At 68.4% G+C, this 12360-nt stretch carries 8 protein-coding genes; 1 reads left to right on the top strand and 7 read right to left on the bottom strand.

Translation table 11 applies throughout. From position 1 onward, the window contains the following. Positions 1–4 precede the first annotated feature (4 nt). Positions 5–547 carry a GNAT family N-acetyltransferase gene (locus AC069I_RS26475; RefSeq protein ID WP_478224855.1) on the top strand — a complete coding sequence of 181 codons (543 nt, stop codon included), beginning with the start codon at positions 5–7 and terminating at the stop codon, positions 545–547. Between the two features lie 314 nt (positions 548–861). Here the strand turns inward: AC069I_RS26475 and AC069I_RS26470 are convergent, their stop codons facing one another. From AC069I_RS26470 to AC069I_RS26440, 7 genes are all read right to left on the bottom strand, one after another. Further along, entirely contained in the window at positions 862–1848 is a 987-nt protein-coding gene (locus AC069I_RS26470) for a peptidylprolyl isomerase (protein ID WP_478266596.1), read from the bottom strand. Between the two features lie 60 nt (positions 1849–1908). Further along, positions 1909–4200 carry a glycosyl hydrolase family 95 catalytic domain-containing protein gene (locus tag AC069I_RS26465; protein ID WP_478266595.1) on the bottom strand — a complete coding sequence of 764 codons (2292 nt, stop codon included), beginning with the start codon at positions 4198–4200 and terminating at the stop codon, positions 1909–1911. A 2-nt stretch (positions 4201–4202) separates the two neighbouring features. Further along, complete coding sequence (locus AC069I_RS26460; protein WP_478266594.1) at positions 4203–6482, bottom strand: glycosyl hydrolase family 95 catalytic domain-containing protein; 2280 nt, start codon at positions 6480–6482, stop codon at positions 4203–4205. A 135-nt stretch (positions 6483–6617) separates the two neighbouring features. Next, the gene (locus tag AC069I_RS26455; RefSeq protein WP_478266593.1) at positions 6618–7289 is read right to left on the bottom strand and encodes a tyrosine-protein phosphatase; all 672 of its coding nucleotides are present in this window, start codon (positions 7287–7289) and stop codon (positions 6618–6620) included. After that, on the bottom strand, positions 7286–9796 hold the full coding sequence (locus tag AC069I_RS26450; RefSeq protein WP_478224861.1) for a PEP/pyruvate-binding domain-containing protein: 2511 nt from the start codon (positions 9794–9796) through the stop codon (positions 7286–7288). Before AC069I_RS26450 ends, AC069I_RS26455 begins: the two co-directional genes overlap by 4 nt. Beyond that, complete coding sequence (locus AC069I_RS26445; RefSeq protein WP_478224863.1) at positions 9793–10782, bottom strand: hypothetical protein; 990 nt, start codon at positions 10780–10782, stop codon at positions 9793–9795. The genes AC069I_RS26450 and AC069I_RS26445 overlap by 4 nt, the downstream gene beginning before the upstream one ends. 163 nt (positions 10783–10945) lie before the next feature. Then, a complete protein-coding gene (locus AC069I_RS26440; protein ID WP_478224864.1) occupies positions 10946–12352 on the bottom strand; it encodes a M1 family metallopeptidase in 1407 nt (468 codons plus the stop codon). Positions 12353–12360: the final 8 nt, after the last annotated feature.

The following is a 12360-nucleotide window of genomic DNA, read 5'->3' as shown; positions in this document are numbered from 1 at the left end:
GCCCATGACGAAGCTCGGTCAGGTCGCCTGGCCTCCTGCCCCGATCGAGACCGAGCGGCTCGTACTCCGCGGGTCCGAGGCCCGGGACCGTGCGGCGTTCATCGAACTCTTCGCCTCGCCGGAGGTGGGCACTTACATCGGTGGCGCTCGGCCGCGGGACGAACTCGAGCGCACGAGACCAGACGTGCCGGGCCGGCGCCCGGGGCTCTTCGTCATCGAACTCGACGGATCGATGATCGGCATGATCACGCTCGATCAGCGTGACGCGGAACGTCCGGGGCATATCCGTCCGGATGCCGGGGAGACCGAGCTCGGTTACCTGATCTTGCCGCAGGCGTGGGGACGCGGGTGCGCCGCCGAGGCGTGCGCGGCGGCGCTCGACTGGTTCGCCGACGCGCTGCCCGGCGAACCGGTGGTGCTCTGCACACAGACTGCCAACGAACGCTCGATGCGCGTCGCGGCGAAGCTCGGTTTCACTGAGGTGGAGCGGTTCGAGGAGTACGACGCCGAGCAGTGGTTCGGTGTTCGGTACCCGCCATCCCGCTGAGTGCACGAAGCGGGTCGTCCTGCCGGTGCTGAAACCTCGTGAGTGGTGAGGACGGTTATTGAGGGGTAAGGCAAATGTGGCGTGTTGCGAAAGCCACTTTCGCACCGTCAGTTCAAAGTGATCGACCCAGGTGGTGGTGAAGGCCTCCTTGCCTACTCTGAAGGTAGGGAAGGGGCCCTTCGCTACGCCGTCGACGTGGCTTTCGCGACACGATCGAAGGCGGCCATGAGCGGACCGCCCACCGCACCCGACACATTTGCCTTACCCCTCAATAGAACCGTCCTCACCACTCACGACCGGGGCGGGAAACCGTGTCACCCCACCGCGATCGACTGGAACGTCACCGGGATCCGCGGCGGTCCGGTCCCGTCGCCCGGCCCCTTCTCGTCGTCCACCCCGCCGCGCGCGACCTTGTCCAGGGTCTGGAGTCCGGCGTCCGAGATGCTCCCGAACACGGTGTACTCCGGCGGCAGTTCCGCTTCACCGAAGACCATGAAGAACTGGCTGCCGCCCGAGTTCGGCGCCTGCTTCTTCGCCATGGCGAGAATGCCCCGCCCGTACTTGAGTCCGGAGAAGACCTCGTCCGGAACGGTGTATCCCGGCCCGCCCATTCCGGAGCCTTCCGGGTCGCCGCACTGGAGCATCTGCAGTCCCGTGGTACCGAGCCGGTGACACGAGGTGCCGTCGAAGTAACCCTGCTGCGCCAGCGAGAGGAAGCTCGCCACGGTGCACGGCGCGAGCCCGCGGTCCAGCGACAGCCCGACTTCGCCCGCCGTCGTCTTGAGGGTGACGGCCATCGTGCCGGACGCCGGGGTCGGGCCCGCCGCGGGCGGGTTCACCTTCTTCGGCACGGGACCGGAGGAATCCGCCGGGAACGCGCAGTCCGTCGGATCCGCCAGCGGCGTGCTGCGCTGCGGCACCGGAACCCTGCTCGAAGGGATGTTCACCGGACTCTGCGTCGCCGTGTCCTCGGAGTTCGACGTCGGAGCCGACGAGGACGGCGACGCGGCCGTGCTCTTGTCCTTCGAGTCCGACAGGAAGAACCCCGGCGCCACGAAGCCGGTGATCGCCACGACGGCGACGATCACGACGAGTCCCAGCGCACCCAGGCCTACCCAAAGCGCCGTCTTGTTCGACGACGACGGCGGCGGCTGTTGTTGCGGCGCGCCGTACCAGCCTTGCTGCTGGTATGGCTGCTGCGGATAGGGCTGCTGATACTGCTGCTGGGGATGCTGCCCCTGCGAAGCCCCGGGGTCGGGCGCCTGACCTTCGGGCTCGCCCGGCTGCGGTGGCTGGGACATCTGTGCTCCTGTCGTCCGGAAGAAGTACAGGAACACTCTCGCGTATCGCCGCTCACGACGTCACGGCATCCCCCATGACGCGCTGTTCCCGTTCGCCGGGACGGGCCGGATCTCGAGGTCGGGCCGGTCGCCCGCGCGATGCACGACGGCCTCCTCCCCACGCCGCAGGTCGAGGTGGACGTCGCCGTTCGGTAGCCGCCGCCAGCGTTTCGGCCGCCCCCACCGGTCGCGGACGGTCAGCTCCCCGTCCATGTCCGTCCGCAGCACGCACGGCGCCCCCGCCTCGCTCGCGACCTTGACCCAGCGTGTCTTCCCGGCCTGCCGGGAGGCACTGAGCAGGAACGCGCCCTCCGTGCGGAAGTCGCGCAACGCGGCGTCCGCCCATGCGGCGGGCACGGCCGGGAACAGCCGGATCACCCCGCCCCAGCTCTGCACGAGCATGTCGTGCAGCGACTGCGCGGCCGAAAGCGGCGTCTCGATCACCGGACCGGATTCCTTGTACATCGTGTTCGGCTGGATGTAGCGCCGCTGCAGTTCATCGAGGTAGAACGCCGCCTTCTCGCCGCGCAGCATCTGCGCCGACATCGACGCGGCGCCGGTGAACGTGTAGCCCTGCAACGCGCCTTCGAAGCCCACCCAGTGGTCGAGCGAAGTCTCGATGATCCGCCGGTGCTCCGGCCGCTCCCAGGTGATCTCGTACAACGGGTAGATCTGCAGCAGGTGCGAGTAGTGCCGGTGCGATTTCGCGAACGGCACACCCGCGCCGATCATGTAACCGTTGGCGTCGGCCGGATACGGGACCAGCGTGGCCGGCACTTCCCGCCATCGCCCCGCGAGCGGGTCGTCGACGCGCAGTTCCGCCGCCGACTCCAGCAGGATCTTGCAGCCCCACCGGATCAGCGCGAGGTCGTAGTTGCAGTCCGGCGCGTTCACGCCGTACTCCGGGGAGAACGTCGCCGGCAGATGCAGTTTCCCGTCCGGCCCCGGTGCCAGGAAATGAAGGTAGTAGTTGATCGCCTTGCGCAGCAGCGGGAACAGCGTGTCGCGCAAAAGGCGCCGGTCCATCGTGTGCCGATAGGACAGCCAGACGTTGTGCAGCGCCCAGGTGAGATTGCCGACCTCCGGAGTCGGCGTCTCCTTACCCGGGATGCCCACCGGGAACCCGGCGTTCGTACCGACCGCGCCGTTGAGCAGGGTCATGTCGGTCGTGCGCGGGATGCCCGCAGAATCGTGTCGGTAGGGCTCGGCGACCTGGCTCGTCAGGTTCGCCCGGAACTTGCCGAGCGCGTGGCTCACGGCGTCCAGTTCGAGGTGATTGGACCCGTGGATGAGCCAGTACTCGAGCTGGACGTTCAGGTTCCACCAGGTCGCGGGCCACGGGGTCGGCTCCAGCCACGGTCCGCAGGTCGCCATCACCGGCGCTTCGCGGCGCGCGGCGGAGGCGATCTTGTACAGCTGGATCCAGTAGAAACTCTGGAGCCGGGTGTCCGGAACGGACAGGAAACCGTGCCGATAGTAGTCGTGCCACCAGCGACGATGTCCGATCGTCAACGCGGAGAACGGCTCTGCCCGGCGGACCGTCTTCAACGCCTCTCGCGCGGCCGTCCGCTTCGGGAACGACCATGCCACGGACGTGTACAGCGTCCGCTTCGATCCGCGGGTGACCTCGCGCCACGCCGTGACGTGCTCCCCGCCGGACAGCAGCGTCTGCACGGAAAGCCTGGTGTCACCGCTACTTTCCAGGCTCGCGGGCGGGTTGGCGACATACCCGGCGGGCGGCGGCTTACCGAACTTCGGATCCGTTCTGGGGCTCACCGCTTCGGCCGGGTGGAAGACCCACTCGAAGCCGCGCTCCCCCTCGGACGGCTCGATCTCGACGGCCAGCAGCGACTGTCCGGTGTGGACGATCGCGCGCAGCGCGAGACTGCCTGCGGCCGTGGTGATCGTGCCCCTGAGTTCGGCGTTCCAAAGGTCCATTCGCCAGTCGATCCCGGTGATCGCGCCGACCGGTTCGAGGGTGAAGTACCCGATCGGCAGGCGCGCGAGGCCGAACAGCGAGCCGAATTCCGGCCGGTGATCCTGCACCTCGCTGTGCTGGACGGTGAAGCGGACGGCGTTGCGGCCCGGTTCGGCGTAGCTGCCCGAGCCGAGGAAACCGTTGCCCAGGAAGGGTCCTTCGTACCAGGTCTTCGGCATGCGGCGCCAGATCAGGTCCGCCGTGCCGAGGAAGCCGGGCCAGTCGAGGCCGCCGAGCGCGAAGTCGTTCTCCACCGCAGACACCGGCGGCGCGAATCCGGCCGCCGCCACGCCCGCCAGCGCCCCGCCGAGCATCGTCCTGCGTGTGATGTCCATCTTCAGACCCCCCATGCCGGAGTTCCACGATCGCCAGGAACGTCCCTTGGCTCCAGCGCCGGACGCGTACCGCGTCGCGTGACGACGGCCGTCCCGCCGCGGCCGAGTGGGATCGAGATCGCGCCGGGACCCGCGTGCCGCCAAGGAAGCCGCCGTCCGCGCCCGTCACGGACGTCGATGTCGCCGGGGATCCCGTGCCGCAGTGTGAGCGGCTCCCCCGCCTCACTGTGGACACGGATCCATTCGGTCGCGCCGTTCGCGCGGGAAGCGTCCACGAGGAAGGCACCCTCCGCGCGCAAGCTCTCGAAGGACGCGTCCGGCCACGTCGACGAGACCGACGGGAAGACCTTGAGCACTCCGTGATCGCCCTGCAACAGCATGTCCACTATGGACTGCGCGGCGGTGATGGGACTTTCGATGGCGAGGTTCGCGCCCTCGCGGTACATCGTGTTCGGTGTCAGCTGCGTGTTGGCCACGACGGTCCCGTCGAGGAAGATCTTCAGGTACCGCAGGGCTTCCTCGGGCGCGTCCATCACGGAGCTCATCGACGACGCCGCCGCGAAACTGTACCCGTGCCATTTCGCCTGGGCACTGGACCAGTGCGCGAAAGTGCGGCGCATGATGTCCCGGTCACCGGGACGGTCCCAGAGTTTCTCCCGCAACGGATAGAGCCAGAGAAGATGCGAGAAGTGCCGATGCGAGTCGGCCAGCGGGACACCATCGCCGATCAGCACGCCCTGGGCGGGATCCTGGTGGTACGGCACCAGCTTCTCGCCGATCTCCCGCCACGCCGGTACCCGCGGGTCGTCGATCCGCAGCTTGGCCGCCGATTCGACGAGTGTCCGCGCGGCCCAGCGGATCAACGACAGGTCATAGGTGCAGTCGGCCGCGTCGGCGTACTCGGGTGACCTCGTCATCGGCAGGTGCAAGACGCCGTCCGGGCCGGTGGCGAGGAAGTGGCGATAGTAGTTGAGCGCCTTGGCGAGCGTCGGATACAGGACGTCGCGCAGGACGCGGACGTCCATGCTGTGCCGGTACGCGAGCCACACGTTGTGCAAGCCCCAGATCAGGTTGCCGGTCTGGTCGTTCTTGGTGGCGGGCCCCGGGATCCCGACCGCGCGGGTGCCGCCGGGCCGCAGCCGCCAGTCCCCCGGATGCGAGAGGGCGTACGTGTCACCGTCCCGGTACGCGGGAGGGACCGAGAGTTCGAGGTTGGCGTGGTCACGACGGAAGGTCGCGGTGACGGCGTCGAGTTCGGGATGGTTGCTGCTGTTGACGATCGGATACGTGACCTGGACGTTGAGGTTCCACCACACCGCCGTCCAGCTGTTGCCGACCTCCGGGAACCACGGCCCCCATTCGGCGACGACCGGTCCGTTCGCGCGGGTGGCGCAGGCGGTCTTGTACAGCTGAATCCAGTAGAACCGTTGGACCCGCTTGTCCGGAACGGAGACGAAACTGCGGCGGTAGAAGGCATTCCACCAGCGTCGATGGACGGCGACGAGGCCGTCCGGATGCACCGCCGACGCTCGATCGACCCTCCTGATCGCCTCGGCGGTGTGAGTCGGTTCGGGGAACGCGTACGCGACCGTCGCCGCCAGGAGCCGTCGCGTGCCGATCGTCCGCTCACGCCACGCCGTCGTGTACCCGCCGCCCGCGTGGAGCGGCTGCTCGCAATACCGGGTCCCGCCCGCACTGGCCAGCTTCGGAACGGGATTGGCCGTGTACTCGGGCGGTTTGCGGATCGTCCTGGTCGTCGCCGATTCGAGCGGCGTGAACCCCCATTCCGCGGACGCCTCCCCGGTGAGCGAGACGAGGAGGAGGTCCTGGTCGTTGTGGACCAGCGCGGAGAACCGCACCGAACCCCGGGTGGTGGTGATCGTGCCGCCGAGTTCGGCGTTGTACAGGTCCAGGTGCCAGTCCACCGCCGTTATCGCGCCCTCGAAGGTGAGGGTGAGGTAGCCGATCGGGAGCCGCGAGTACCCGATGCCCGCTTCCCACTGCCCGCGCTGGTCCTGGACCTGAGAATGGCTGAGCATCACCTTGAGGACGTTCGGCTGCGCGCCCGCGTAGAACTGCACGCCGAGGAAGCCGTTGGCGAGGAACGGGCCCTCCTGCCAGTTCTTCGGCATCCGCTTCCAGAGCATGCGCGCGTCGTCGACGATCCGGCGATGGACGTCCTGCCCGGCGAGCGCCGGCGGAGCCCCCTGAGCCCAAAGGCCACCGAGCGCGGCCGCCCCCGCCGCGACCCTCAGCATCGATCGCCTGGACAGCTCGGCCATGGGTCGCCTCCAGATTCATACTACGTTTACCGCAGATCAAGTCCTGGCGACCGGCATGTTTCCAGAAATAGTCGAGCTTTGGCCACCCCCTTCACTCGCGCAGCGGTACATACATCCGATGTCTTATCGGACAATTCATCTGTTGCTGAGTAAATTCGCGCGCAGCGCCCTGACCGCAGCGTCGGACACGCCACGTTGCCGCGCCCAGCCCGCGAATCCGCCGAAGTCGTCCTCGACGGTGTCCAGCAAGACGTTGATCGTGCCCTCGGTGCACCGGAACAGTTCCTCCGGCAACCCGAGCGACCGGAACCGCGCGATCACCCGGGGCAGGCTGTACGCGCTGCGCAGGTAGTCGCGGACGATCATCTCCCGCGGCGCCCCGGCGAGGCCGAGCGCGAGGGCGGTGACGATCCCGGTCCGGTCCTTGCCCGACGCGCAGTGCACCACGACGGGCCGGGACAGCAGGACCGCCAGGATCTCGACGGCGACCATGAGGTTGTCGTCACGCCGGAGATGGTCGGCGTAAATCTCCTCCAGTGCGGTCGATCGTCCTCTTTGGACGGCTTGGAGGGGCACGTTCACGTAGTGGGCGCCGGGCAGCTCCGCACGGCCCTCGCTGACGGTCTCGGCGCTGGAGCGAAGATCGAGGACTCCTTCGATACCGAACCGCCCGAGCAGGAGCTCCTTGTCGGTCGAGGTCAGCGCCTGCAGGGTGTCGCTGCGGAACAGCCTCCCCCGCCGGATCGGCCCACCGCCGGCGTCGCGGAAGTTGAACGCGCCGGTGAGCGCGTAAGCCACCGCCGTCACCGGGACTCCTCGCCGAACTTGATGGTCCCCGCCGAACCGTCGACGGTGATCACCTGCCCGGTGGTGATCACCGCGGTCGCGCCGGGAACGCCGACCACGGCCGGGATCCCGTGCTCCCTGGCCACGGTGGTGCCGTGCGAGATCATCCCACCCGTTTCGGTCACCAGCGCGGCCGCCGTCAGGAACAGCGGCGTCCACCCGGGGTCCGTCGTCGCGGCGACCAGGATCTCGCCCGGCTCGATCCACGCCCCGTCGGGATCGTGGATCACCCGCGCCCGGCCCGTCACCACCCCGGCCGCCGCGGCCTGTCCGGTGAGACCGCCGCCCGGATCGGCTTCGAGGGCGGGCACGGTACCGTCGGAAAGCACGACCGACGGCACCCTGGGCCTGCGGGATTCCCGCTCCCACAGCTGCCGCCGCCGCGCCACCGTCGCTCGGAGATCCCTGCCGCCCAGGGCTTCCCTGACTTCGGCGAGGTCGAGGAACATCACGTCGCCTGCCCGTTCCAGCCGCTCCGACCGGACGATCTCCTCGCCGACAAGGAGCAGCTGCGTCCGGAGTGCGGCGAAACCGCGCATGAGGCAGAACTTCGGGAACTCGCGCAGTCCCCGCAGCCGCCTCGACCTGTGGAGCAGGAAGCGCGCGAGTACCGCCCGGTGCAGCTTGGTCGCCGGGAGACGACGGGTGAGTTCGACGATCCGCGCTTCGGCCGCCGCCGCCGCGTGGGCGAACCGGGTTTCCGCGTCCTGCTCCTCACCTTCCGCGCGAAGCAGATTCGACAGCATCGCGAAAACCGGCTCGGGATCATCCGTCCAGCGGGGAACGCCGAAGTCGATCTCCGAGGTGGCGCGGCAGCCGTATTCCGTCAGGAACGCGGTGACACCTTGCTGGATCACCTCCGGCAGCGTCCCGGCGAGCTGTTTGACGGCGAGCTCGTCGGGCGCGGTCTCCAGCAAGAGCCGGAAGGCCTCCTCGTCGCGTCGGATCGCCTCCCCCACGCGCCACAGCGCCAGATCCATCTCGGTGGTCGGATTGTGCGGGACACCCCGGAAGACGGCGGCCACCTCGGACTCGTCCACGTGGCCGCGCAGGAGCCGCACGGCCAGCTGCCCGCCGGTCGCCCCGGCGGTGTTGGCGTCGCGAGGGAGATTCGCCTCGATCCGGCAAACGTCACGCCGGACCGATTCCACAAAGGACAAACGTTCTTCCGCGGTCGCCTCGGCCGGCCCCGAGAAGGCCGCGATCCGCCGTTCTGCGTCGCGGACGACCTTGGCGCGGGCCTTATCCGGCCACAGCCACGCGAGGACCATCCGTTCCCAGCGGCGGCGCGGGTTCTTCGGCGGGACATCGTGGCCCGGAGGCACCGACGGGAACCGGCGATCACGACCGAGTCGCTCGACGATCCGACCCGATGGCGCCGCGAGGCTGTCGGCGAACGCGGCCATCTTCGGCCGCTTCGCCGGGCTCCGCACGCCGTCGGTGATGTCCCAGTACAGCCACCCGTCCACATCGGTGATCTCGTCGGAGAAGCCGAGCGCGGTCATGTACCCCGCCATTCCCCGCTGACGCTCCCGGATCATGGCCGCGCCCATCGGCGTGAAGGGACGGCTGATCCCCTGGTAGACGTTGACCGACCAGTACGCGCGCAGTTCCCCCTCGCTCTCCGGTACTGGGAACAGGGTGGTGATGTCCCGTGACTGGGTCAGCCACAGCTCACCCTCGCCATCGAACGCCCACTCGACGTCCTGCGGCGCGCCGAAATGCTTCTCCAGCCTTCTGCCGACCGCCGCGAGCGCACCCAGTCGCGACGGCGTCAGGCAGCCGTCACCCGGCCCCTCGATGATTTCGCCCTCGACGCCCAGCCGATAGTGGTCCGGAGTCACCGCGCCGGACACGACCGCTTCGCCCAGTCCAGGAGCCGCGTCGACGATGACTTCGGATCGTTCGCCCGACACCGGATTCGCCGTGTACAGCACCCCGGCGCATTCGGCGTCGACCAGCCGCTGCACGATCACCGCGATGGTGGGAGCGCGATCGGTGTCGTGCGCCGCACGGTATCTCGCCGCCCGGTCCGACCACAGCGACGCCCAGCAACGGCGCACCGCGGCGAGCACCTCTCCGGCGCCCTGTATGCCGAGGAAAGTGTCGTACTGGCCCGCGAAACTGGCGTCCGGCAGATCCTCGGCGGTCGACGAAGACCGCACCGCGACCGGCCCGTCCCGCGAAACCCTTTCGTACGCCTCGACGATCGCGGTTTCGAGCCGGTTCGGGATCGGCACGGTCAGCACATGGGCCCGCAACCGGCTCGCCAACCTTCCCGCGTCGTCGGGCGGCACACTGGCCAGCTCGCCTACGCCGTCGGCCAGCACCTGCCGATACGCGGCGGTCGTGACGCAGAAACCCTCCGGCACAGGAAAACCGGCCGCCGTCATCTTCGCCAGATTCGCCGCTTTGCCACCGACGAGGTCGCGCGGGCAGCCTCCCGCTTCGGCGAGCTCGAGAATCACTTTCGTTCCTCCCAGGGGATGTTCGCTTGTCCCAAGCCTGCATCCTCAACCTGGGTTGAGTTCAACTGCCGAGCCTCGTACGCCGCGCGAAGCTCTTCGGCGGCCTCCTCGGGCTCCGTCCGGAGACGGCTGGGCAGGGTCTGGAGCACAGCGATCCCTGCTGCGGCATACCTGGCGTTCCTGTCCAAAGTCTTCGCATAGGCCTCCTTCGCGAAGTGGAAGTCGTAGGAATCGATCTCCCAAGCGAGCCGGACCTTCTTGAAGTAGCCGTCGGGCGTCGCGATGTACTCGCCGCTTCCGTCCCGGAGCGGCTGGTTCCAGACCGGTTCGGGCAGACCGGAGAGCCGCCAGACGTTCATCGCGTCGATTTCGGCGACCGACCGGGCTCCGGCGACGATGTGCTGGAGGGCGGCTCGCGGGATCGCCGAGCCCCGATTGCTTCCCGCGTCGAGTTCTTCCAACAGTTTCGCGGGGCTCAGCCGGCCGACTTGCACCGCCTCGGCGAGCAAGGCGGAAACCGCCCTGGGCGAGCGGAGCCTTCGGCACAGGTCGAGAACAGCGCGGGCGAGCGGCGCCACCGGAACGCCGTCCTCAAAGTGCGGTCGTGGCATCCGTGTCGTGCGCTCGACGATCACGAAACCCGAACTGATGATCTTCTGTTCGTGCGGGACCAGGAGATGCACCCGCGTCGGCCCGGCGGGCACCGTGCGCAGGCCACGACCACGGCAGGCAGCCGCGCCGGTGACCACCGCTTCCCGGCCGGCGTACAGCAACGCGGCGTCGATCAACTGCCGGTGGTTGGGCTCACCCCCGCCGAGCAGCACTACACCCGGCAGCAACAGGCGCCAAGGCCGTCCCGGCTGACAGCGCCGATAGCAGGTTCTGGCGGGAACACCGAGCTCCACGAGCTGAGCGACGGTGATGACACCGCCGCGGCTGTGCTGGTAGAGCCGCTCGGGATCTTCGGCCCACGCTCCGGCTTTCACCCCATGATCGTCAGTGCTCTGACGAGGTCTCACCAGTGCCTTCCGGCGATCTGTGGACAACTCGTCACACCAGCACCACTGTGGACAACCGACTGGATGTCCTGAAGGCCCCCTTTGAGACGTCTGACGTCTCAAAGGGGGCCTTCAGGACACGCGAGGCGCGTCAGGGAAGCGAAGGCAGCGCCGGAGCGTCCAGCCAAGCGTCGAAGAACCCAGCCAGCGAGCGACCAGCGAAGCGTTCGGCAAGCGCCACAAAAGCCGCGGTGGTCACCAGACCGTGCCGGTTCTCCGTCGCCCAAGCCTTCACCAGCGGGAAGAACACCGCGTCGCCGACGGTCAAACGCAAGGCGTGCAACAGAAGGCCGCCGCGTTTGTACACGCGCTCGTCGAACATCCGCGCCACGCCGGGGTCGGAGAGCCGCAGATCCGCGGGCTTCACCTTCATCCGCGCGTGCCAGGTCTTCGCCCACTCGTGCGCGCTCTGCCCGCCGGATTCCTCGGACCAGAGCCATTCCGCGTAGGTCGCGAAGCCTTCGTTCAGCCAGATGTGCCGCCAGTCGGCGACGGTCAGGCTGTTGCCGAACCATTGATGCGCCAGTTCGTGCACGACGAGTCGTTCGTGGGTGCGCCGCCCGTCGACGTGGTTGGCGCCGAAGATCGACATACCCTGTGCCTCGATCGGGTCGTCGAGGTCGTCGTCGGTGACGACGATGACGTACTCGCCGAAGGGGTACGGCCCGAACAGTCGTTGCAGCGAGTCCATGATCCGGCCCTGTCGCCCGAAATCACGGGCGAACGCCCGGCGCAGGCGTGGCGGCACGGCGGCCCGTTGCGGGACCGAGGTGACCACAGAGCCGCCGTCGAGGTTGATCCGGAAGGCCTCGACGGCGGGGTGCGAGAACCAGCCGGGCTGGGGACCGGAGACGAGTTCGACGTCGTCGTATCGTCCTATTTGGACGCTCATCAGGTACGTCGGCGTCGGCTCGGGTCGTTCGAAGACCCACTTCGTGGTGCTCGCGCGTTCGTGCCGCTCCACCAGGTTCCCGGTGACGGCCACGAGATACGGCGACGACGTCGTCAGCGCGACACGATAGGTCGCCTTGTCCGAGGGATGGTCGTTGCACGGGAACCACGACGGCGCCCCGACCGGCTGGCTCGCGACGAGCGAGCCGTCGGTCAGTTCGTCCCAGCCGATGTCGCCCCACAGCCCGGGAAGCGGCCCCGGGTTGCCGACGTAGTGGACCTCGACCACGAACTCGCTGCCGAGTGCCAGCGACTTCGCCGGCTTCACCTGCAGCTTGTGCGCGCGCCGCGTGTACTTGGCCGGTTTCCCGTTGACCAGCACGCGGTTGATCCGGAACTCGCCGAAGTCCAAGGTGAACCGAGACAGCGCCTGCGTCGCCTCCGCGGTGATGGCCGCGGAGGCCGACAGCCGGTTGGGACCGATCTTGTAGTCCAGCTCCAGATCGTAGTGCCGGACACGGTAACCGCCGTTACCGTGACGGGGCAGATAGGAGTCACCGGAAATGTCCGAGCCGGGCGAGGGCTGTGCGGAGGCCTTCGAAATCACCCGCGAAC

Source organism: Amycolatopsis sp. NPDC043885 (assembly GCF_056435685.1).
The sequence above is the reverse complement of the archived record's forward strand: the minus strand, read 5'-3'. Positions and strand labels throughout refer to the sequence as shown.

Excerpts from the sequence above, each read along its gene's own strand:
- AC069I_RS26465 (WP_478266595.1), bottom strand. The coding sequence starts at position 4,200 with ATGGACATCACACGCAGGACGATGCTCGGCGGGGCGCTGGCGGGCGTG.
- AC069I_RS26470 (WP_478266596.1), bottom strand. The coding sequence starts at position 1,848 with ATGTCCCAGCCACCGCAGCCGGGCGAGCCCGAAGGTCAGGCGCCCGAC.
- AC069I_RS26460 (WP_478266594.1), bottom strand. The coding sequence starts at position 6,482 with ATGGCCGAGCTGTCCAGGCGATCGATGCTGAGGGTCGCGGCGGGGGCG.
- AC069I_RS26475 (WP_478224855.1), top strand. The coding sequence starts at position 5 with ATGACGAAGCTCGGTCAGGTCGCCTGGCCTCCTGCCCCGATCGAGACC.